The organism is Psychroserpens sp. SPM9, assembly GCF_025153525.1.
Lineage (GTDB): Bacteria > Bacteroidota > Bacteroidia > Flavobacteriales > Flavobacteriaceae > Psychroserpens.
The window spans coordinates 616,316-640,495 of sequence record NZ_JANZNR010000001.1 but is presented as its reverse complement, the minus strand read 5'-3'; the positions used below and the strand labels follow the sequence as shown (position 1 = coordinate 640,495).

The window sequence follows — 24,180 nt, the reverse complement described above, 5'->3', positions numbered from 1 at the left end:
ATGAATGACGCACAAAATTTTGACACTATTATAAAACAACTTCAAGAGAAGTATACAGCTATAGATCAAGATACAGATGACCACTTATATGGCTTGCTTTACAGCAAGCCTATTACTTATTGGGACTATATACAAACCGATGCACTTTTGAACCTTCAAATTCAACGTACAACACTTCCCGATGAGATGGTCTTTATTGCTTACCATCAAATCAATGAACTTATTTTTAAAATGATTTTATGGGAAATTCAGCAAGTTGCAGAAAAAGAGGATTTAAATGTCGAATTTTTCGAGAATAAAATCATGCGCGTCAGCCGCTATTTTGATATGCTTACCACCTCATTTAATATTATGAGAGAAGGCATGGAAATAGAACAGTACATGAAATTTAGGTACACATTAACACCTGCTAGCGGATTTCAAAGTGCGCAATACAGAATGATTGAGTTTGCTTCTACAGAACTCATCAACCTCATAGATTACAGATTTAGAAAAACGATAGATAGAAATACTCCGTTTGAACACGCTTTTGAGCATCTTTATTGGCAAGCCGCAGGGAAAGATTATAAAACCGGAAAAAAATCAACGCTTTTAGTCAATTTTGAAAAACGCTATAAAGGTGATTTTATCCGTTTTATGCAAACCTATAATACCAAAAATTTATGGTCGCGATTTAAAGAATTACCAAAGAAAGACCAGCAAGATAAAGACTTAGTCAAAGCTATGAGGCACTTTGATTATACCGTGAATATTACTTGGGTAATGGCGCATTATAATGCAGCGAGACATTATATTGAAAGTGGAACAGGTGATGGAGAAGCTACAGGAGGTAGCGATTGGAAAAAATACATGCATCCTAAATATCAAAAACGCATATTTTTTCCAGAACTTTGGAGTGAAAAAGAATTAGAAAATTGGGGAGAAAACGTATAATTTAAAATTTTAATGCAACCAAAAAAATTAGTAATAGCACTCTTTATTTGCATCGGTTTTATCGCATGTAAAGAAGATGATAAAAAACAAGATTTACCACCAGTACAAGCATTTGTTGAACCAGAACCTGTTCGCGAATTTGGCTTTGTTCTAGAGGATTATATTGTTAAAAGAGACACCATAAAAGCTGGTGATAGTTTTGGTGAAATATTAGAGCGTAACAATATAGGATACCCGAAAATTTTCAATATTGCCGAAAAAACAAAAGACAGTTTCGATATTACGAAACTAAAGGCAGGTAAGCCTTATACTTTATTATGTGCAAAAGACTCACTTCAAACACCAGAATGTTTTATTTACCAACCTAATAGTATCGATTATGTTGTGATTAAAATGGCAGATTCTATTCAGGCTTATAAAGGCAAAAAGCCAATAAGTATCGTGCAAAAAGAAGCGTCAGGGATTGTATTGAATAACTTATCAGAAACCATGGAGTCTCAAGGATTACCGTATCAGTTAATTAACGATATGTCTGATATTTATGCGTGGACTATCGATTTTTTCAGACTTCAAAAAGGTGACCGTTTTAAGATTGTATACAATCAACGTTTTATTGAAGATAGTATTTATGCCGGAATCGAAAGTATTGATGCAGCTTATTTTGAACATAAAAACGAACCGTTTTATGCCTTCAATTTTAAAGTCGATAGCACCAAAAATATTTCAGATTATTTTGATGAAAACACCAAAAGTTTAAGACGAACTTTTTTAAAAGCACCTGTTCAGTTTAGCCGAATCTCATCCCGTTACAATTTAAATCGTCGTATCAAATACTATGGTTATAAATTAAGACCACATAGAGGCACCGATTTTGCAGCGCCAATAGGTACCGAAATTTTAGCAACAGCTAACGGAACAGTGACAGAATCTACGCGACGAGGTGGGAACGGTAAGTATGTAAAAATCAAACATAACGGCACCTACAGTACACAGTACCTACATATGAAAGCTCAAAATGTCAAAAAAGGAGATTTTGTAAAACAAGGTGACGTGATTGGATGGGTTGGTATGACCGGAAATACGGGAGGGCCACATGTTTGCTATCGCTTTTGGAAAAACGGTAAGCAAGTCGATCCTTTTAAAGAAAAATTACCTGCTGCTGAATCGATTCCAGATTCACTAAAAGCAAGTTATACCGAATTTATAAAACCGTTTAAATTGCAGTTAGATAATATCCAATTTGAAGATAATGCAATTCAATTACCAACAGAAGAGGAAACGTTAACGTCCAAAATACAATAATGGCACTAAAAACAATCAACCCAACAACAACTGCCGCTTGGCAAAAATTACAAACACATTTTGAATCTATAGAACATAAGCATCTAAAGGAGTTTTTTGCACAACATACAAACAGAGCAAATGACATGACGCTTGTATGGGATGATTTTTATGTAGACTATTCTAAAAACCGTATATCTAAAGAAACGATTGACTTGCTTTTAGACTTAGCTCAAGAGGTTGATTTAAAAGATGCTATAGGTAAATATTTTGAAGGCGATGTCATCAATAAGACCGAAGGCAGAGAAGTATTACATACAGCGCTTAGAAGCCCTGAAAATGCTCAGATACTTGTGGATGGAGAAAATGTAATGCCCGAAATTTTTGAAGTCAAGCATAAAATTAAATCCTTTGCAGATCAAGTAATTAATGGTGACTTAAAAAGTTATACAAATAAACCATTTACAGATATTGTAAACATTGGTATTGGTGGCTCAGATTTAGGTCCGGCAATGGTTGTAGACTCTTTAATGTATTACAAAAATCATTTAAATACACATTTTGTAAGTAACGTAGATGGTGATCATGTTAATGAGGTGATTAAAAAGTTAAACCCTGAAACAACCCTGTTTGTAGTCGTTTCTAAAACGTTTACAACTCAAGAAACCTTATCAAATGCTAATACCTTAAGGGATTGGTTTTTAAACAGTGCACCTAAAGAAGCCGTTTCAAAACATTTCGTTGCAGTGTCTACTAATATTGAAAAAGTAAAAGAGTTTGGTATTGACGAAACTAATATTTTCCCCATGTGGAATTGGGTAGGTGGCCGATTTTCACTCTGGAGCGCTGTAGGTTTAACAATCAGTCTGGCCGTAGGTTTCGATAATTTTGATAAGTTGCTCTCAGGTGCTCATCAAATGGATAAGCATTTCAAAACAGAAGACTTTGATAAAAATATACCAGTGATTACAGCACTTTTAAGTGTGTGGTATAACAACTTTTTTAATGCTGAAACAGAAGCAATTATTCCATATTCTCAATATTTAAATCAGTTTGCAACCTACCTGCAGCAGGGCATTATGGAAAGCAACGGAAAGAGTGTTGATCGAAATGGCGACACAATTGATTATCAAACCGGAACAATTATTTGGGGCGAACCTGGAACCAATTCGCAGCATGCCTTTTTTCAGTTAATTCACCAAGGAACTAAACTTATTCCTGCTGATTTTATTGGCTTTGCGAAACCGCTTCATGGTAACCAAGACCATCAGGATAAACTCATGTCTAACTTTTTTGCACAAACTGAAGCTTTGATGAATGGAAAATCTTTAGAAGTAGCAACCAAAGAATTGCAAGACCAAGGACTTTCTGAAGCCGATATCAATCTAATTGCACCTTTTAAAGTCTTTGAAGGGAATAAGCCAACGACAACAATTTTAATTAAAAAACTAACGCCAGAAAGTCTAGGAAAACTTATTGCGATGTATGAGCATAAAATTTTTGTTCAAGGCATCATCTGGAATATCTTCAGTTATGACCAGTTTGGAGTCGAATTGGGAAAACAATTGGCGAATTCTATTTTAGAAGAATTAAAAAACGACAATGTTATCAACAATCATGACGATTCCACCCAAAACCTTCTTAAATACTACAAGAATCTGAGCTGATTTTGTTAAATACTTGTGGATTTCAAATCCTTATATTTTCAAATTTTAAGAAAATTTTAAGTAATTTTAAATGTTAAAAAAAGTTAACATTGTGGTAATATAGGATCCCTTATTCAGGTGTACTTTTGCCGAAAATTAAAACTCTAAATAATTCTTAAACAATGAAAAAAATTTCAAAATGTTTATTGGTATTTGTAGTTCTGTTGTGCACTACATTTGCTTTTTCTCAAAGCACAATTACTGGTAAAATTGTTGGTTCAGACATGAACGAACCTTTACCTGGCGCTAATATCATTGTAAAAGGAACATCAAACGGAACAAATACCGACTTTGATGGAAATTTTACCCTTAAAACGCAATCTAATTCAGGAGAAATCGTAATCACATTTGTGGGTTATAATTCGCAAACTATTGCTTTTTCTGGAGATCAAGATTTAGGCACAATCACATTAACTCCTAGTGAGGTTGGACTACAAGAGGTTCAAATTATTGCTTCTGTAGCTGTAGACAGAAAAACACCTGTCGCTGTATCTACAGTAAGAGCTGCAGACATTCAATTAAAATTAGGAACCCAAGAATTCCCTGAGGTTTTAAAATCGACTCCAGGTGTATATGCTACCAAATCTGGTGGTGGTTTTGGAGATGGACGTATCAATTTACGTGGATTTAATTCAGAAAATGTTGCTGTTATGATTAACGGTGTTCCTGTAAACGACATGGAAAATGGTCAGGTTTACTGGAGTAACTGGGCTGGATTAGGAGACGTTACAAGTTCTATGCAAGTACAAAGAGGTTTAGGTGCTGCTAGAGTTGCGGTGCCATCTGTAGGTGGAACAATTAACATCTTAAGTAAAACTACCGATGCCGAAGCGGGTGGTAATGTTCTAACAACTTTAGGAAATGATGGTTATAGAAAGTTTGGAGTTACCTATTCGACAGGTCTTATGAAAAATGGTTTTGCTGCAACTGTATCTGCTGCAAAAACCGATGGAGATGGGTATGTAAGAGGAACTCAGTTTAATGCAGTTTCTTATTTCCTTAATGTCTCTAAACAAATTAATGACCAGCACAAATTGTCATTTACAGCATTTGGTGCAAAACAACGTCATGGTCAAAGACAAAACAGACACCTTATTGAAACGTACAGACAAAGTGAAGACGGAATCAAGTACAACTCAGATTGGGGTTATAAAAATGGTCAAGTGACTTTTATTGAAGATAACTTCTACCACAAACCTCAAATATCATTAAATCACTACTGGGATTTAAATGAAAACACAAGCATCTCAACTGCTGCTTATGTTTCGTTTGGCTCTGGAGGTGGAGGCGGAACCTTAGGTAGTGATGCTGAAACTCCAGGATTTGAAGGTGATGGAAGATTTAAATTTACAAGTTCTGATTACCGAATCGGAGAGTTTGGACCATTAGATTTTGATCGTATCGTCGACGAAAACATTGCGCATGGAGCCAATGGTTCTAGCGCCGCTTTAAGAGCGTCTCGTAATGATCATAACTGGTACGGTGTTCTATCGACATTGAAATCAGATTTATCGGAAGATTTAGTACTCCTTGCAGGATTAGATTACAGAAACTATAAAGGAATCCACTTTAGAGAAGTCACCGATTTATTAGGTGGTCAATTCATCATTAATGAAGACAATGTAAACAATCCAACAGGAATTGCTAGAGTTGGTGATAAAGTATCTTATTACAACGACGGTTTAGTTGGATGGTTAGGTGCTTTTGCTCAATTAGAATACGATGTAAACGAAAACTTTAATACGTTTATCTCATTAAATGCTTCCAATACATCTTATAAAAGAGTTGATTATTTTCTATACACTCCAGACGATCCTCTAAGAGAAACAGATCGTTATAACTTCTTCGGTTTTGGTGCTAAAGGTGGTGCTAACTATAGAATTACAGGTAACCATAATGTTTTTGTTAATTTAGGATATTTTGAAAAAGCTGCAGATTTTGATGCTGTTTTCCCTAACTTTAACAATGAAGATATCAATGATGATGCTGAAAATCAAAAAATCTTAAGTTTTGAATTAGGTTACGGATTTAGAGGTGAAAAACTATCGGCTAATGTTAACTTATACAGAACTTCTTGGAGAGACAGAACAGAAACCATTCCGTTTCAGTTAAGTGAAGATGAAACTGGTTTTGCAAATATCTTAGGTGTGAACGCTATCCATCAAGGAATTGAAGTTGACTTTGTTTACAAGGCAACCGATAAATTAGATATCACAGGTATGGTATCTTTAGGTGATTGGAGATGGGAAGATGATGTCACAGGAGTTCAAATTTTAGACGAAGAACAAGATGTTGTTGATACAGTAGATTTATTTATTAAAGATACTCCTGTAGGAGATGCTGCGCAAACAACCATGGCATTAGGTGCTAATTATAGATTAGGTGCTAAAACTAGATTAACAGTAGATTACAACTACTTTGATAATTTATATGCTGATTTTGATCCGAGTGATAGAGGAACAGAAGGCGCTCCAGATCCATGGAAAGTACCTGCATACGGAATTTTTGATACAGCTATTTCTCACGGATTTTCTTTTGGAGAGTTTGATGCAACCTTAACAGCACGTATGAACAATGTATTTAATACCGAGTACATTGCTGATGCCTTAGATGGTACTGGTTCAAATGCTGAAACAGCTTTAGTATATTATGGTTTTGGAAGAACATTTAGTGTTGGTGCAAAACTTCAATTTTAAAAAAATAGAACAATGAAAAGAATAATTTATGTATTTGCCTTGATAGGCTTGATTTTCACAGGATGTAATCCTCTGGAAGATATTAATAACGATCTTGCTGATCAAGATAATCCTATAATTGGAAGTGACGCGTTTACACTTACATCAGATGATTATGCAGCACTTGTTGAGCAAGGTGACGACGAAGAACCAGATTACTACGAGACTTTTGAAGCTTTTAGTGATATGGAAGATGCAAAGTTAATTTTACCTCCTTTTTTAGCTGATAGATACCCGTTTTGGGGTGACGGTTCATCTGTAACGGTGAGTTTTAATTTAAATGACGGTAACCCAGAAGACGTGAGTTCTTTTGTTAATGCCGATACTTATAATCTTGAATCTGATGATTATATTACCGATTTGAGTAATGCGTTTTTACCTGAAGAAGATGCCGAAACTGCATTAGAAAGCGTTTTAGGTGTTCAATTTCCGTCTCCAACTGAAGGTCAGGTTGTACGATTAGGTTATAATGTATTTACAGGAGAACCAGTAGCTGGATTTGCAAACGTATTTGGAGCGGTATTTCCTGAAAGCACAAGTAACTTCGAATTAGTGTCTGTTTCTGGTCCAGATGCTTTAGGATGGACAGAAGGTTCTACTAATGTTCAGGGTTCTGGATTTGATGATGGTGCTAATGCTGTTGAAGAATGGTTGGTAAGCCCCCAAATCGATTTAACAACCACATCTAATTTATTATTTCAAATCACACAAGAAATCGATTTCTTAGGTGATGAAACCTTAATTGATATCTTAGTCTCTACGGATTATACAACAGGAACTGATGTTATGGCTGCAACCTGGACAGCATTCAGTTTTGATAAAACGGCTTTTGGTGATATGACACCATCTGAAGATTTTGATTTCTCTGCTTACGAAGGTGAAACGGTTCATATTGGCTTGAAATATAGCTCAACCGATTCAGACTCACCACGATGGAGAGTTGAGTCTTTCAACCTTAAAGTTCCTGGAATTTCAGGAGATACGGAAGCGAGATCGGCTTATTTCAGATATGTTGAAGGCGAATGGGAATCAGTAGACGGTGTGTACTACTTATCTACAGCAGATTATGATTCTATGGGTGAAGCTTCTGGACAACCAGGTGCGTTTAATAACTTTAGTAGTTCGGTATTACCGTCGGATTATTTACCACAGTTTTTAAGTATCAACTATCCATTTGCTCAAGAAGAAGATGAAATCTTTATGATTTATAGATTCTTTGCTGGTGGTGATTTAGGTACAGTGACTAAAGGGAACTTATATACCTTCACAGGAGGTAGTTGGTCACCAAGCATTTCTTCTTTACAATTTGGTCTTGAAGATGGTGTTTGGGTTCCAGATAACACGATTAGATATTCACTTGTTGGTTCAGATTACACCTTAGTAGCAACTACTTTATTAGAAGTTGAAGGTTTTGAAGCTGCAGCAGGTAACTTAGATACTTTTGGTAACTTCAACAGACAAGGTGGAAGTACAACTTGGACTGATGAGATGATGATTACAGCCATGGGAATTGTATTAGATAACTTAGATCCTTCTGCTGAAGAAGGTCAAAAATACATTGTAACTGCAGATATCTATAATGGTAGTGGTGGCACTGAAGATTTTAGCCTTATCAAAGAAGGTGGCGAATGGGTTGCTAACTAATTAAATTTAGGAGTATTCTCAACTCACTATACTAAAAAAAGCCTTGACAAAACTGTCAAGGCTTTTTTATTTTCCTGAGAACAATTTCAAAAGTCATTCTTTCCATTCTATAGATTCCATGATATGCTTAATGTCATTTTTTAAATATATAGCCGCAGGATAAATGGAATCATAATTTGGTTTGGCGTAAAAATATAAGGAGCCACTTAAAAAGTGATTAATGCTATCTGTGACATAAAACTGCGATTGCGACGCTGCGTTTCCTCCAACTTCATAAAACATTCCAAATACATTCCGTTCAGGGTTTTCGTAAATAACACTTTCAATCTCGTCGGCTTTAATAGTGTGCTTTTGAGTTAAGGTTTGAGCGTCTCTTAATAAATTCTCAAGATTGGTAGCATCAACCTTTTTATAAGTAAGGTAAATGGTGCCTTTCATATCTGGGTAATTAATTTCTACACCAGAAGAGTTGCTAATCCCATCAAGTTTTATATTGGTTATTTTATCTGCAGCCTGATTTTTTTCAAAGGTGAAAGGCAATCGCACATCAACTTTAGCGTATTTGGGTTGCGGATAATCTAATCTTAGCATTGCTTTTGGTTTGGGAAGTGGATCATTTCCGCAGGAAAAAAAAGCAGCAGTTACCGAGATAATACATAGATGTTTAAAACGCATAAAGGAGGTTGTTTTAGTCTAAAATTGTAAACTTAATCTGTTTAATTCGTTTCTTGTCAATAGCTTCTATAGTAAAAACGTAATTTTTGAAATTTATTTTACTTTGGCGCCTTGGAAAAATACCCGAAATTTCTAAAACAAAACCAGCAATGGTTTCTGCTTCACCTTTGTGGTCTTCAAAACTGGCATCGTCTTCTAATTGTACAATTTTATAAAAGTCTTTGAGTGTTGTTTTTCCGTCAAAAGAAAAATTCTTGTCGTCAATTTTAGTATAAATAATATCATCATCGTCAAACTCATCACTAATATCTCCTACAATTTCTTCGATGACATCTTCTAAAGAAACAACACCAGAGGTACCGCCATATTCATCAACTACAATAGCGAGATGCACTTTTTTTTCTTGAAATTCAACCATAAGGTCATCTAGTTTCTTGTTTTCAGGAACAAAAAACGGATCACGAAGTAAGGTGGTCCAGTCAAATTGCTTTCGCTCTATATAAGGCAATAAATCTTTAACATACAAAATACCAGTAACATTATCGATGCTGTCTTTATAAACCGGAATTCTAGAATAACCATTACTAATAACATCAGGAAGGATATCCATGTATTTGGCATCTTCATTAAGTGCAAATATATCCATCCTTGGGCGCATCACTTGTTTGGTATCGGTGTTTCCAAAAGACACAATACCTTGTAAAATTTTATGTTCTTCAACGGTCGTATCACTATCACTTGTTAGCTCTAAAGCCTGAGATAACTGGTCAACGCTGAGGTTTGATTTTTGCTTTCCGAGTTTGTTGTGAATGGCCAGAGTCATATGGCGCATTGGTAGACTAATTGGCGAAAAAATAACATCTAATACCTTTAAAGGAATGGCCATAAAAGTAGAGAACTTGACGCGATTTCTACTGGCATAAATCTTTGGGATAATTTCACCAAAGAGTAAGATTAGAAAGGTAATAACAACAACTTCTAAAGTAAAACGTAACCAAGAAATAGCGATCGTTTCAAACATAGTTTCACCCAAATAGGCGAACAAAATAACAATACCAATGTTGATAAAGTTATTGGCGACCAAAATGGTTGCTAATAGTTTTTTAGGGCGTTCAAGGAGAGCAGAGATTATACTGAATTTCTTTTGATTCTCTTCCAAACCTGTGTTGAGGTCAGATTTTGTTAAAGAAAAAAATGCGACTTCGGCACCAGAAATTAAGGCAGAGAAGAGCAATAAAATTAAAAGTAATACGAATCCAGATACAAAAGATACGTTTACAGATAGCATGGTAATTATTAAACTCGTGGGTTCAGGATCCAAGGTAAATAAATTTAGTTAAAATGGTAGGTCATCATTATCTTCAACTAGAGGTTCAGAAACGCTAGTACTAGATGGTTTTTGTTCGGATTGTTGCGGGTTTGGCGTTGGTGCGCTTCCGCCTTGACTCTCACTTTTAGTTGTTAAAAACGTGAAATCGGTACATTGTATTTCGGTCGAATAACGATCGGCACCTTTATCATCTTGCCATTTTCTGGTTTTTAATCGACCTTCTATATACACTTTATCGCCTTTAGATAAGTATTTTTCACAGATCTCGGCAGCTTTGTTGCGTACCACAATATTGTGCCATTCTGTATTGGTGACACGTTCATTGGTTTGTCTGTTGGTATAGGTTTCATTAGTTGCTAATGGAAATCGGCCAATACAGTTTCCACCATCAAAATAATGCAGCTTTACTTCATCTCCCAAATGCCCAATTAGCATTACTTTATTTAATGTTCCTGACATAATTTATTGTGTTTAAGCGTACAAAATTACACATTTTGTTATCACTGTATTAAAAGTATGAAAAATTTATGATTATTCTAAAATTCAAAATTAAACTCATCGATAAAATTACTGATTAAAATCGGCGTAGGATAGCGGTTTAATTCTGAAATTGAAATCCCCTTTTTAGGAAGTTGTTCGACTTCAACAATCCAAAATTTAGTATATAAATGCTGATGTGAGAGTTTATGAACACGTTCGTTAGTATTATAAAGATGATATTCAAAAGTTAAATCTTTAAAAACTGAAGTTATTTTTGGCTCTGTTTTAAATTCTTCAGGAGTTAATGGGCTTTTAGTTTCAACGAGCGGAAATTGATATAAGTTTTGCCAAATACCTTTACGATGTCGTTTTTCGAATACAATTTGCTTATCCGCAGAAATGATGACCAAAAAATTGAAATGCTTTTTTGTGACTTTTGTTTTTTTTAATTTGACTGGAAGCGCACCAACATTGTTTTTTTGAAGTGCTATGCAGCTGGTATTTAACGGACATACATTACAATCTGGATTTACAGGCTTGCATTGTATGGCACCAAACTCCATAATCGCCTGATTGTAATCACCTGGATTTACAGGATCAATTAAAGTCGTTGCTAATGCTTTAAAGGTTTTAATCCCTTTTGAGCTATTAATAGGTGTATCTATGCCAAAATACCTAGACAATACTCTATAAACATTACCATCTACAACAGCTGCAGGCTCATTGTAACATATAGAGGCAATGGCACTTGCCGTATAATCGCCAACACCTTTTAATTTTAATAGTTCAGTGAAGGTCGATGGAAATTCACCATTTAAATCATTTACAATATATTGAGCAGAAGCATGTAAATTACGAGCTCTAGAATAGTAGCCTAAGCCTTGCCAGAGTTTTAAAATGCTTTCTTCATCGGCATTTGCAAGATCAAAAACGGTAGGAAAATGGCTAACAAAAGCTTCATAATAAGGTAAACCTTGCTTAACTTGGGTTTGCTGCATAATTATTTCAGATAACCAAATTGGATATGGATTTTTTGTTTTTCTCCAAGGTAAATTTCTCTTATTATTTGAATACCAATTAGTTATATCCTGTGTAAAATTCATAGTTTTTCTGCTGAAATCACAAAAATAATCGTTTATTAGGTTAAATTTTAATTAATTACGTTTGAAATATTGAATTTAAATTGCCTATATTTGCATCCCTTATAATTAATAGATAACCCTAAAAATTAATAACAATGACAAAAGCTGATATAGTAGCTAAAATTTCTGATAAATTAGGAATTGAAAAAGGAGATGTTCAAGCAACAGTTGAAACATTCATGGAAGAAGTAAAATCTTCATTAGAAGGAGGAGATAACGTATACCTGAGAGGTTTTGGAAGTTTTATCGTAAAAACTAGAGCAGAAAAAACTGGACGTAACATTTCAAAAAATACAACGATTAAAATACCTGCTCACAATATACCTGCATTTAAACCTGCAAAAGTATTTGTTGAAGGTGTTAAGACCAACGTTGAGGTCAACTAAAACATTAAAACAAACATTAATTTAAAAAAGACTTATTTATGCCAAGTGGTAAAAAAAGAAAAAGACACAAGGTAGCGACGCATAAGCGTAAAAAACGTAGACGCGCTAATCGTCACAAAAAGAAATAAATTAAGAAAAGTAGTTTTTTAACTACTTTTCTTAATTTTAACAACAACGTTCTTTGATATAGAATTCATGAATTTATTGCGTTTACCTTCGCAATACATGAGTTTGCTGGATTTAATATCCTGTGTCAAAAAAGTATTATCCATCTATCCCGAAATGAATTGGGATGGATTAAAATGAACAACATGGAAAAAGAATTGATTATAAGATCGAGTTCCGATATTGTTGATTTTGCCTTATTAAAAGATGGAAAACTTATCGAGTTACACAAAGATGAAGATGATAACAAATTTGCAGTTGGTGATATTTTTATTGCCAAAATACGTAAAGCTGTTCCTGGTCTCAATGCTGCATTTGTAAATGTAGGTTATGAAAAAGATGCCTTTTTGCATTATCATGATTTAGGACCAAAATTACCTTCACTTTTAAAATTCGTTAAACGTGTAAGCACAGGTAGACATACCGATTTTTTACTGAAAAATTTTCAGTTTGAGAAAGATATTGATAAAAACGGAAGCATTGCGAATGTTTTAAAATCAAATCAATCTCTATTAGTACAGATAGTAAAAGAGCCAATTTCAACCAAAGGGCCTCGCATTAGTAGCGAGCTCTCTATTGCAGGTCGCTATATTGTCTTGGTCCCATTTTCTGACCGAATTTCAATTTCTCAAAAAATTGAATCAAAGGAAGAAAAAGAACGTTTAAAACGTTTGGTCAAGAGTATTACACCTAAAGGTTTTGGTGTTATTATTCGTACAGTCGCAGAAGGCAAAAAAGTAGCCGAACTCGACAAAGATTTACAAAATTTGCTGAATAGATGGACAGCAATGTGTAAAAAATTAAACAAAGCACATCATCCTAGTAAGGTGTTGAGTGAAATGAACAAAGCCTCTTCTATTCTAAGAGATATTTTTGACGATTCATTCTCAGGGATTACAGTAGATGACGAAGTGCTTTATGAACAAATCAAAGATTATGTTCAAGAAATTGCTCCCAAAAAAGAATCAATAGTCAAGATGTACAAAAATGGCGTACCACTTTATGAAAAGTTTGGAATAGAACGTCAAATCAAAACATCTTTTGGTCGCACAGTCTCCATGGCAAAAGGAGCCTATTTGGTTATAGAACATACCGAAGCGATGCATGTTGTTGATGTGAATAGTGGGAACAGATCTAACAAAGAAAAAAATCAAGAAGACACTGCTTTAGAAGTGAATTTAATTTCTGCATCAGAAATTGCCAGACAATTACGATTACGTGATATGGGAGGCATTATCGTTGTAGATTTTATTGATATGGGAAGGGCAGAGAATCGAAAAAAATTGTACAATCATCTTCGTGACGAAATGAAAGATGATAAGGCAAAACATAAGATTTTGCCACCCAGTAAGTTTGGTTTGATACAAATCACCAGACAACGTGTTCGCCCAGAACGCAATATTAAAACAAAAGAAGAAAATCCTAACGGAGGCCAAGGAGGAGAAATTGAAGCACCAATTAAAGTGATTCAAAATATTACCCAAGACCTAGAAAGGCTTTTCAAAAAAGACTATAAAAAGATAACCTTAAATGCGCATCCTTTTATAGCAGCCTTTTTAACCAAAGGGTTTCCATCAGTACGTTCTAAATGGTTTTTAGAACACAAAAAATGGGTAAAAGTTTTACCTAGAGATGCTTACACATATCTTGAATATCATTTTTATGACAAAAATGGTAAGGAAATCAAATAATATCAAAAAACCCCTTTTCGTTTAACGGAAAGGGGTTTTGTTTTTAATGGTTATAAAGTTAGTTTTTCTTTTTGGTAGTTGTCGAGTCTTTGATTTTTACTTTGGTAAGGAGAACACTATCTAATTTCTTCTTATATTCTATATACTCATCCACAGTACCAAAATTTAAAGCTTTACTTTGGTCAATACTATAATCCAATTCGAAAGTAGAATTAGAGCCTTTCATTTGTCTTTCCATTTTCAAAGTGATTAATAATTGCTTTTGATTATATTTATTGTCTAGAAACAAATTCAATCTCCTATTTATTTTTTCAGGCTTCACCGAGTCTTTAACTGTAAGATAGAGTTCATCTATAATGACTTGATGTTTTTTTAAAGTAGAAAACTTATGATCATTAAGGTTTAAATAACTTTTAATAAGCAAGTCATTTTCTTCATTTTGAGTTTCGTCTTGTGCATAAATATTGGTTGCAAAAAAGAAGACAATTAGAATCGTATTAATGTATAGTTTCATCATTATTTTTTAATATAAGTTAATACCATAATTTGTTATAAGTCCTGTAGAATGATTATAAGTGACATGCATGACATAAATTTCGGATCTTTTCCAAGGAAATCCATATATATTCAATCCGTGTGTGATTTTTCCCTTCACGCTTACCTTTATCGTGTTTTCTTGACTAGAAATATCTGTCCAATAATCACCAATCTGTTCATATGCGACTAAAGTTTCATTACCACTAAGATAAGTTATTACATCAACAACTTCAATACAGTCACATGAATTTCCATTAGGAATAAGTTTTTCGATATCCATATGTATAGCATAGCTAAATATCCATAAGTTAAAACTGTGCGTGAATTTATCTCTATCTGTAGAAAATGTACTTGATGAAGATGTCGTAGCATTTTGATAGAAATCTTCTACTTCACTAAAAGAATCAAAATCTTGAAAGTTATTATTAGATTGATTGGAAGGACTATACTCATAGGAAACACTTGGGTTATTGATTAAAGAATTAATCATTGTCAATGCAAAATCTAAAGCCTCCTGTGAAATCTCAGTCACCTGATTTTGATCTACACCATCATTTTCAAATTCACTGGGAACGGTGTCTCTATCAATAACGCGATTATCATTTAAAAAACTGGCTATGGACTCTAATTGTTCCTGGTTAGCTTCATTAAGTAACCATTGTGCTTCAGGAAGTGATGCATGTTCTAGTTCTAATGCCATGACTATCGATACTGCATTAGGCGACACTGTATTAGATAACCACCATGGGGTTGCAGTTCCTGAATAAGGGTCGTTTAACATTGGAATATTAAACCCTGGATTTCCAAAATCAGAATCGTTTACATAACCACCTGTACTCGAATCACCTGCTGCAATAACAACTACTTCTTCATTTTCAATAAAACCATCAATACCAAACCAATCACCACCTATCCAATCTATAAAGCATCCAACACTGTCAAATGGGTTGTTACAGTCGTCACCGTTATTTCTGTTTGCATTGGTAGTACCAAGTGATGGTAAACCTTCTGCTATGCGTTGGCCTTCCGAATATTTATATGAATATTCAATGTTACCATCTAAGTCATATAATAGCATAAACCCTGAAAATGCATTATCATTACTGCTTTCAGTGTATATTAACATAATAATTTTAGATTGTAATTCGCCATTAATCTCAACGGTTCCTATAAAGCCTTTAGCGTTACCAGAAGTAGGTAAATAGATAGGAGTATATAAAATATCTATATTTTCCTGAGGTTCATCCTTATATTTTTTGGCTTTAGATCTTTCCCAATCAGAATTTAAAGTGCTTTCACCATTTCGAAACGAATAATTTATATCTAAGTTACCCAAATTTGCTCTGTCATTAAAATATGTTCTTGCTGTTTCAATACTAGGAACCTGGTATTGATTTATGTCTGATATGATCTCGTCTTGTTTTTGACAAGAGAAAGTGCTTACTACTATTCCTAATATTAGAAATAGGATTTTAAAATAATGTTTCATAATCCATTGATTTAAATTAGTGTTTATTGAAAGTAATTGATCAAATACTTGTATAGAATATTTTCTACATAATCAAATATAGAAAATATTCTATACAAAAACAAATAACATTTTGATTTATGGGTGTTTACAGTTTTAAAATTAATGCTGATTTTACGGAAACTTAATTAATAGCATGCAAACTAGGTTCAAAAAAAGAGCCCTGAAATTTATTTCAGGGCATTTATTATTCTAAGGTTTTTTTCTTAGTAATTAGTCTTTATCTAATTCTCTTTTCATAAGTTTAATTTTTAAGTTGAGAAACTTAATAATTTTAAAATACAAAATGAGTGCTAAGACCAAAATGGTCGTATAAATGAAAATAGCCAAACCATAATAGGCATAAAATACAGAGCCTAATTGAAAATCACGAGATGGGATGTCTCTAACCTGTTGATTTTGAAGAATTAAAATTACAAATGCTAAATTCATGAGATTATAGTGTGATATAGACCTATTTAAGCCAAGAATTAATCCTGTTTTATTATTGATTTAACTCACGTCTCATCAATTTGATTTTAAGATTGAGAAACGTAATTACTTTTATAAATAACCATACACCTAATACTAAAGGTATGATGAAAAGTAATAATTGAATAATTCCCAATGTAGCAAATGTACTATCAAAATTTTCAGTTGTGTACGTATTTACTTCTTGTAATAATAAGATTAATGGCGTCATAATGATTCGATTAGCTGTACTAATATAGAATATAATCGACAAACAAACAAAATAAATTAAGTTTATTTCAAGAGGCTCACCATTTTACACTTCAAGATAAAAATTTTTAAGGCGCAGGATTTGGAATATCCGCATGTACTTCATTAATCGCTTTTAAGATAGTGTCATTTAATACAATATCAATGCTGTCAATATTTTCTTCTAATTGCTCTAATGAAGTTGCACCAATAATATTACTCGTCATAAATGGTCTATCGGTGACAAAGGCTAACGACATTTGAGCTAATGTCATATGGTTATCTTCTGCGATTTTTAGGTAGCGTTTCGTTGCTTCTGTGCAATTAACACTACTATACCTTGCAAATCTTGGAAACAACTTTAAACGTGCTTGATCTCCAGCAGTACCTTTAATGTATTTACCAGACAATACACCAAAAGCCATAGGTGAATATGCTAAGAGTCCAATGTCTTCACGAATAGCCACTTCAGCCATATCGCCTTCAAAAACTCTATTTAACAACGAATAGGCATTTTGAATGGTAATCATTCGAGGTAAGTTGTGCTGCTTAGATTCTTCTAAATAACGCATGGTTCCCCAAGCTTTTTCGTTAGAAATACCTACATGACGTATTTTTCCAGATTTTACAAGGGTATCGAGACTGTGAAGAATTTCATTAAAATTGTCGGTCCAAGAATCATCAGGATTATGATCGTAATCTCTAACGCCAAAGGTGTTAGTTTCACGTTCTGGCCAATGCAATTGATACAAATCAATATAATCGGTTTTTAAACGTTTTAAACTGCCTTCAACCGCTTCGTTAAGGGCGGCTTTACTAAATCCGTTAGTTCTAATATGTGCCGTGTAGTCACCTGTTCCTGCAATTTTTGATGCTAAAACAACCTTATCGCGATTACCAGTTTTTTTAAACCAATTCCCAATAATACGTTCGGTTTCTGCATAGGTTTTTTGTTCTGCGGGAACCGGATATAATTCAGCAGTATCAAAAAAATTAACACCTCTATCTAGTGCTAAATCCATTTGTGCAAAGCCTTCTTCCTGGGTATTTTGATTTCCCCAGGTCATAGTGCCAAGGCATATTTTACTAACTTTTATATCGGTTTTTGGTAAAGTTGTGTATCTCATAGTATCGTCATTCTGAACTTGGTTCAGAATCTCATTATTTAGTTTAATAGGTTTCAATAATCATCAGTGAACCTTGTTGCCTTATTTTTAAGAAGTGTAAAGATAAAAAGATGGTTCAACTTTATAAAAATTGAACCATCTAAATCTATGTTAAGTTTTATGCTCTTGTGAGATTCTGAATCAAGTTCAGAATGACAAAAAGCTAAATATCATTTAACAGCTTAGAAATTTCATCTAGTTTAGGTGTTAAAATCACTTCAATACGGCGATTTTTTGCCTTACCTTCAGGCGTGTCGTTTGTTGCAATTGGTGCAAATTCTCCGCGTCCTGCTGCGGTTAGGTTTTCCGGATTTATAGATGCATTTTCTCTAAGTATATTAACAATTGCTGTCGCTCGTTTTGTAGATAAATCCCAGTTTCCGCTTAATTGCGTGTTTCCTTTATAAGGCACATTATCGGTATGTCCTTCAATGAGGATAGCAATCTCCGGATTTACAGCTAAAACTTCTCCAAGTTGCTTAACGGCTTGTTTTCCTTGAGATCCAACTGCCCAGCTTCCAGATTCGAAAAGGAGCTTATTTTCCATAGAGACATAAACTTTACCGTTGCGTTGCTCAACGGTTAAACCCTTACCTTCAAAATTGGTTAGGGCTTTAGAAATGGCATTTTTTAATTTGGTCATTGCAGCATCTTTAGAAGCGATGACATTTTCTAATTCGGCAACACGTTGTGAACGTGATTCTAACTCTTTTTTGAGTTGTTCTAGTCGTGCATTTTCAGCAGCTAAGGCTTGCTCTTTGGCTTCTAATTGCGCTAATAATTCTCTGTTCTTTTTCGAATTTGCTGCAATGGATGCACTACTGTTTTTTTCTAAGGCATCGTAAGACGCTTTCAAATTGTCTAAGTTAGATTTAGTCGCATCGTAATCGTTTTGTAAGGCATTGCGCTTGGCTACTGTATCTTTATAATCTTTCTGGAGTTTGGCCAAATCATTTTCGGCTTTATTCAATGCGGTTTCTAAATCTCTATTGCTATCAGCCAGTTTGCGATTTTCCTTTTTCAGAGTTGCATATTTGTCTTCTAAATCGGTATAAATCTTTTTTGAAACACAAGATGTGCTAAGTATTAATGTGAGTGCTATTAATGACAATTTTTTAATCATGTTATTTATAATTTGGGTTTGTTTTTTTGTTAATTATTTTTTGCTTTTTTAAGAAAAGAGCGATTATTAATTAGTGCTCTATTTCTACTAAAATCGGACAATGGTCACTGTGAACCGCTTCCGTTAGAATAACGCTTCGTTTGATATTTTCTTGTAATGGTTCGCTAACCATAGCATAATCTAAACGCCAGCCTTTGTTGTTAGCTCTTGAATTTGCTCTGTAACTCCACCATGAAAATTCTTGTTTATCAGGATGTAAATAGCGGTACGAATCTATAAATCCGCTAGCGATGAAATCTCCAAGCCATTCACGTTCTTCAGGTAAAAACCCTGAAACACCTTTCATTTTAGGGTTGTGAATATCAATTTCTTCGTGACAAATATTATAGTCTCCTAGAACGATCAAATTAGGACATTCGGTACGCAGTTCATTTAAATACTGATGAATCATATTCATATATTCAAATTTATGAGCTAATCTGGCATCGTTTGTTCCTGAAGGTAAATACATGCTCATAATAGAAAGTGAGTCAAAATCGATTCTTAGGTTTCTCCCTTCAAAATCCATAGATTCAATTCCTGTTCCGTATTCGACATGTTTAGGTTCTATCTTACTTAAAATAGCAACACCACTATAGCCTTTTTTTTGAGCACTAAACCAATAATTGTAGATGTAGCCAGCATTTTCAATAGCTTCAATGTCTACTTGTTCTTTCATCGCTTTGATTTCTTGAAGGCAAATCACGTCAGGATTTGCACTTTTAAGCCAATCTATAAAGCCTTTATTCATGGCGGCTCGTATGCCATTAACGTTGTAAGAAACTATTTTCATAATATAAATTTATTAGGTGTTTTTTATAAAATACCTATTATCGGCCTAAATTAAATAATACTGTACTTTTACACTATTATTTTAAGGGCATTTTAACCATAAAATAATTTTTGTCTTTACAAGTTTATATAAAGAATGAAAATTGCTACTTCACTTATTTGTTTGATGCTGTCTTTTTGTGCCGTTGCGCAAGAGGAAAGCTCTAACTATAAAACGAAAAAAGTAGCCGTTAGAGACTCCATAAAAATTGATACAGTTAGTATCAATTCCAGTTGGTTTAAGCTCAAACGCAACGATAATACCACGATCGATTCTTCTTATTATCATGTTGATTTTGCAAAAGCTTTACTCACTTTTAAAAAACCTGTTGAAGTCGATTCCGTAGAAATTAGTTATTTGCGATATCCCGATTTTTTAACACGGAAATATTTTCAGTTGGATGATAAGATTATTGTTGAAAATACCGATGGTCTTCAGCGGTTATATAAGCTGAATCAATCCAATATTCAGAACAATTACATTCCTTTTAGTGGGTTGAGTACTTCCGGAAGTATTTCGAGAGGTGTCACCCTTGGAAACAACCAGAACTCGGTATTAAATAGTGAGTTGGATTTGCAAATTTCCGGAAAATTAAGCGATAAGGTTTCCTTGCGAGCCTCCATTCAAGATGCAAACATCCCCTTACAAGAAAGTGGCTATTCGCAACGCTTAGACGAATTTGATCAGGTATTTATTGAACTGTTTAGCGACAACTGGAACATTAGAGCAGGTGATATTGATCTAACAAATACCAATAGTTATTTTGCGAATTTTACCAAGCGTGTTCAAGGTTTACAAGTGGCTGCCAATTTGGGTGGCGAAGATTCAAAAACCAATGTATTTGCTTCGGGTGCTTTGGTGCGAGGCCAGTTTACAACAAGTCAGTTTATTGCGCAAGAAGGCAATCAAGGGCCTTATAAACTCTCAGGACCTAATAACGAACTGTTTGTTTTGATTGTTTCTGGGAGCGAAACGGTTTATGTGAATGGAATTCCTATTGAACGTGGCGAAAACAAAGATTATGTGATCGATTATAATGCTGGCGAAATCATTTTTAATTCGACCTATCCCATCACTTCTGAAATGCGAATCACCGTAGATTATCAGTTTAGTGAGCGCAATTATTCAAGGTTTACCATTTATGGCGGCGGAACTTATGAAACAGAACAATTAAAATTAGGGGTGTCGGTGTATTCAGAATCTGATGCCAAAAATCAACCTTTACAGCAAAATTTATCTTCTGAACAGGTCGATATTTTATCCAATGCAGGTGATGATACGTCCTTAATGGTAGCGCCTTCTGATGTAGCTCAGGCGTTTGATGAGAACCGAATTTTATATAAAAAGGAAACCGTAGATGGTACCGAAATATTTGTGTTTTCTAATAATCCGGACGATGATTTATTTAGTGTTCGATTCACACTTGTCGGACCCAATCAAGGCAATTATATTCTTATAAATAGTAATGCTGTTGAAAATATTTTTGAATATATAGCGCCTGTTGACGGTATTCCTCAAGGAAATTATGAGCCTATCGTCAGGTTAGTTGCTCCAGAACGGTTGCAAGTAGCAGTCGTTAACGGAACCTATCAGCCTTCTGAAAAAACAGCGGTATATTTTGAGCTCGCTGGGAGTAAAAATGATTTAAACTTGTTTTCAAATTTAGACGATACTAATAATGATGGATTTGCAGGAAAGCTGCGCGTTCATCAAAGCCTTGTTAAAACAGATAGCTTATGGAACCTGAATGCTTATGCTGATGCCGATATAATTCACAAAAATTTTAAAACGATTCAGCGTTTGTATCGTGCCGAATTTAATCGGGACTGGAACTTAGAGGATCCTCAAGGGAATCAAGCCTTATTGTCTTCAGGGGTTGAACTTATTCATCCTAAAAAAGGGCTGGCGACTTACAAATTTGAACATTTAAATTACACTGAAAATTTTAATGGAAATCGTCATAATCTATTAGCAAACCTTCAGCTTAAACAGTTTAATATTTTTACAAATTCTAGTGTTTTAAATAATAAAAGCAGTATATCTACTTCAACCTTTATTCGTTCATTTAACCGTGTGACTTACAACTTTAAAAAGCAATGGGTTGGTGCCAAAATAGCTTTAGAAGATAGTGAGCAGCGAGAACGTGACACCAATTTATTAACTAATTTAAGTCAGCGATTCAATTCCTATGAAGCCTTCACAGGATATGGAGATAGTACTGGTGTTTTTGTTGAAATTGGTTACAAACATAGAGTTAATGATAGTTTGCGCGATAATATTGTTACACGCGTCAATTCCTCTAATACGTTTTATCTGAAATCGAAAATCATTCAAAATGCAACAACCAATTTGGGGATTTATGCAAATTACCGAACCTTAAAAAGTGAAGATGAAGCTATAGCTGATGAAAATTCGTTAAACTCTAGGTTGAATTTTAACCAGAAATTATGGAATAATTTAGTGTTATGGAATACCGTTTATGAAACCAATTCGGGAACCTTGCCGCAACAGGATTTTACCTATGTTGAAGTAGAGCCAGGTCAAGGTGCTTACACTTGGATAGATTATAACGAAAACGGTATTCAAGAACTCAACGAATTTGAAGTGGCTCAATTTGCCGATCAAGGTAGCTATATTAGAGTTTTATTACCTAATCAGGTGTTTGTTAAAACCCATCAAAATAGGTTCAGTCAAACCTTGACTATAAATCCGCAACAATGGGCAGTTTCCGAAGATAACACTAAGAAATTCTGGTCCCATTTTTACAATCAAAGTTCATTTTTGGTCGAAAGTAAAAAACTAAGAGAAGGTCATGGTTTTAATTTAAATCCTTTTGAAGCGCTTCAAGAAAATTTAAACATTGAAGACTATTTTCTAATCAACCAAAGTATTAGAAATGTGTTGTTTTTTAATAGGTCTAAACAGCGCTATACCACATCGTATACCTTTCTATCGAACAAAACCAGAAACTTGTTGTCTATTGGCTTGTTACAAAATAAGCTTAAGAGTCATCAGTTGCAATTCAATCATAAATTTGCGACAAGCTGGCTGTTAAATTTGGAAACCAGTTTAGAAACCAATGAAAGTCTGAATGAGAATTTTACCTCTAGAAATTATGAATTGGAAGAAGTAAGATTTCAACCCAAACTATCTTATATTTTTAATGAAAATGCCCGATTTGATATCTTTTATCAATACACGTCTAAAGATAATGTGATTGGCAATTTGGAGCAGTTGTTGCAGAATAATTACGGACTCTCATTTACGTACAATAATGCTAATAAACTGGCTTTGACAGGAGAAGTGAATTTCTTTAAAAATGAATTTGAAGGCAATGCCAATACACCTGTAGCATATCAGATTTTAGAAGGCTTACAACCTGGAAATAACTTTACATGGACCTTACTGGCACAAAAGAAATTAACGAAGTTTCTGGATTTAAACTTAAATTACTTCGGAAGAAAAACAGAGACGAGCAAAACCATTCATACAGGAACCATTCAGCTGAAGGCTTATTTTTAAAATCGGTAGCCTAGTCTTAGATGTAAGTTAACAGCAACATCACTTTCGTTAAGTATAATCACGTCATTGTCATTTAAATACTCAATATATCCAATACCAAAACCGGCTTCATAATTGAAGTGTTTTCCTATATTTCTACGAATGCCGTAAGTAGGAATGATTGAGATATCGGCTATTAATTTGACGTTGTCATCACTAGAAAAATAAAACCAATCCGGATGATAACTGGTTTTAAGTGAAATAAAATTACCACTATTACCATCAATTCGTTTCGATTTATTCTGTCTGCGATTCAAATTATAATACCATCGAGGCTCAGCTGTTATAACAAAACCTAAAATATAACCTGAAGAGTTATAGATGTCATTTCCAAAAATGCCAGCGTCCATACCTAGCTCGGTTCGTAAAACGATACTGTTGCTTAACCTTGATTCGTTGTTCGCCCAAATTCCTAAGAGTCCGGTTTGTACACCAAAAACAGATTTTTCTACACTTGCATCCTTCTGTTGCGCATAAATGGTATTAAAACTGAGAAGATATAAAACACAAATTACGACTGTTTTCAT

General features: G+C 34.2%; 20 protein-coding genes. 8 read left to right on the top strand and 12 right to left on the bottom strand.

Annotation, left to right across the window (positions count from 1 at the left end):
• The 5 genes from N4270_RS02815 (at position 1) to N4270_RS02795 (ending at position 8,299) form a co-directional block, all read left to right on the top strand.
• Entirely contained in the window at positions 1 to 933 is a 933-nt protein-coding gene (locus N4270_RS02815; protein WP_260095279.1) for a tryptophan 2,3-dioxygenase family protein, read from the top strand.
• A gap of 12 nt (positions 934 to 945) precedes the next feature.
• On the top strand, positions 946 to 2,235 hold the full coding sequence (locus tag N4270_RS02810; RefSeq protein ID WP_260095278.1) for a peptidoglycan DD-metalloendopeptidase family protein: 1,290 nt from the start codon (positions 946 to 948) through the stop codon (positions 2,233 to 2,235).
• Entirely contained in the window at positions 2,235 to 3,881 is a 1,647-nt protein-coding gene (gene pgi, locus N4270_RS02805; RefSeq protein WP_260095277.1) for a glucose-6-phosphate isomerase, read from the top strand. The genes N4270_RS02810 and pgi overlap by 1 nt, the downstream gene beginning before the upstream one ends.
• A gap of 161 nt (positions 3,882 to 4,042) precedes the next feature.
• Positions 4,043 to 6,616, top strand: a complete 2,574-nt coding sequence (locus tag N4270_RS02800) for a TonB-dependent receptor (protein WP_260095276.1) — start codon at positions 4,043 to 4,045, stop codon at positions 6,614 to 6,616.
• Positions 6,617 to 6,628: 12 nt separating this feature from the next.
• The gene (locus N4270_RS02795; RefSeq protein WP_260095275.1) at positions 6,629 to 8,299 is read left to right on the top strand and encodes a DUF5017 domain-containing protein; all 1,671 of its coding nucleotides are present in this window, start codon (positions 6,629 to 6,631) and stop codon (positions 8,297 to 8,299) included.
• Between the two features lie 93 nt (positions 8,300 to 8,392).
• On the opposite strand, the gene gldD is transcribed toward N4270_RS02795, so the two are convergent.
• The 4 genes from gldD to mutY all read right to left on the bottom strand — a co-directional run bounded on the left by gldD (position 8,393) and on the right by mutY (position 11,887).
• Entirely contained in the window at positions 8,393 to 8,974 is a 582-nt protein-coding gene (gene gldD / locus N4270_RS02790) for a gliding motility lipoprotein GldD (RefSeq protein ID WP_260095274.1), read from the bottom strand.
• A 13-nt stretch (positions 8,975 to 8,987) separates the two neighbouring features.
• Entirely contained in the window at positions 8,988 to 10,295 is a 1,308-nt protein-coding gene (locus N4270_RS02785) for a gliding motility-associated protein GldE (protein WP_260095273.1), read from the bottom strand.
• Positions 10,296 to 10,310: 15 nt separating this feature from the next.
• Positions 10,311 to 10,763, bottom strand: coding sequence for a single-stranded DNA-binding protein (locus tag N4270_RS02780; RefSeq protein WP_260095272.1), 453 nt, complete (start codon positions 10,761 to 10,763; stop codon positions 10,311 to 10,313).
• A gap of 77 nt (positions 10,764 to 10,840) precedes the next feature.
• Positions 10,841 to 11,887, bottom strand: coding sequence for an A/G-specific adenine glycosylase (mutY, locus tag N4270_RS02775; protein WP_260095271.1), 1,047 nt, complete (start codon positions 11,885 to 11,887; stop codon positions 10,841 to 10,843).
• Between the two features lie 134 nt (positions 11,888 to 12,021).
• Between mutY and N4270_RS02770 the strand changes: the two genes are divergently transcribed.
• Complete coding sequence (locus N4270_RS02770; RefSeq protein ID WP_028870804.1) at positions 12,022 to 12,312, top strand: HU family DNA-binding protein; 291 nt, start codon at positions 12,022 to 12,024, stop codon at positions 12,310 to 12,312.
• Between the two features lie 311 nt (positions 12,313 to 12,623).
• Complete coding sequence (locus N4270_RS02765) at positions 12,624 to 14,168, top strand: ribonuclease E/G (RefSeq protein ID WP_260095270.1); 1,545 nt, start codon at positions 12,624 to 12,626, stop codon at positions 14,166 to 14,168.
• Positions 14,169 to 14,226: 58 nt separating this feature from the next.
• On the opposite strand, the gene N4270_RS02760 is transcribed toward N4270_RS02765, so the two are convergent.
• The 7 genes from N4270_RS02760 to N4270_RS02730 form a co-directional block, all read right to left on the bottom strand.
• Positions 14,227 to 14,685, bottom strand: a complete 459-nt coding sequence (locus tag N4270_RS02760; RefSeq protein ID WP_260095269.1) for a hypothetical protein — start codon at positions 14,683 to 14,685, stop codon at positions 14,227 to 14,229.
• Positions 14,686 to 14,691: 6 nt separating this feature from the next.
• Positions 14,692 to 16,194: a hypothetical protein gene (locus tag N4270_RS02755; protein ID WP_260095268.1), complete on the bottom strand. Its 1,503-nt coding sequence runs from the start codon at positions 16,192 to 16,194 to the stop codon at positions 14,692 to 14,694.
• Positions 16,195 to 16,446: 252 nt separating this feature from the next.
• Complete coding sequence (locus N4270_RS02750) at positions 16,447 to 16,665, bottom strand: hypothetical protein (RefSeq protein WP_260095267.1); 219 nt, start codon at positions 16,663 to 16,665, stop codon at positions 16,447 to 16,449.
• 52 nt (positions 16,666 to 16,717) lie between these two features.
• A complete protein-coding gene (locus N4270_RS02745) occupies positions 16,718 to 16,915 on the bottom strand; it encodes a hypothetical protein (protein ID WP_260095266.1) in 198 nt (65 codons plus the stop codon).
• 106 nt (positions 16,916 to 17,021) lie between these two features.
• Positions 17,022 to 18,059: an aldo/keto reductase gene (locus N4270_RS02740; RefSeq protein ID WP_260095265.1), complete on the bottom strand. Its 1,038-nt coding sequence runs from the start codon at positions 18,057 to 18,059 to the stop codon at positions 17,022 to 17,024.
• A gap of 202 nt (positions 18,060 to 18,261) precedes the next feature.
• Positions 18,262 to 19,221 (bottom strand): OmpA family protein, encoded by a 960-nt coding sequence (locus tag N4270_RS02735; RefSeq protein WP_260095264.1) that lies wholly within the window; start codon positions 19,219 to 19,221, stop codon positions 18,262 to 18,264.
• A gap of 70 nt (positions 19,222 to 19,291) precedes the next feature.
• Complete coding sequence (locus N4270_RS02730; protein WP_260095263.1) at positions 19,292 to 20,053, bottom strand: exodeoxyribonuclease III; 762 nt, start codon at positions 20,051 to 20,053, stop codon at positions 19,292 to 19,294.
• A gap of 135 nt (positions 20,054 to 20,188) precedes the next feature.
• Here N4270_RS02730 and N4270_RS02725 point away from each other — a divergent pair, with 135 nt between their 5' ends.
• Entirely contained in the window at positions 20,189 to 23,614 is a 3,426-nt protein-coding gene (locus tag N4270_RS02725) for a hypothetical protein (protein ID WP_260095262.1), read from the top strand.
• Here N4270_RS02725 and N4270_RS02720 read toward each other — a convergent pair.
• A complete protein-coding gene (locus N4270_RS02720) occupies positions 23,611 to 24,180 on the bottom strand; it encodes a hypothetical protein (protein ID WP_260095261.1) in 570 nt (189 codons plus the stop codon). The genes N4270_RS02725 and N4270_RS02720 overlap by 4 nt on opposite strands.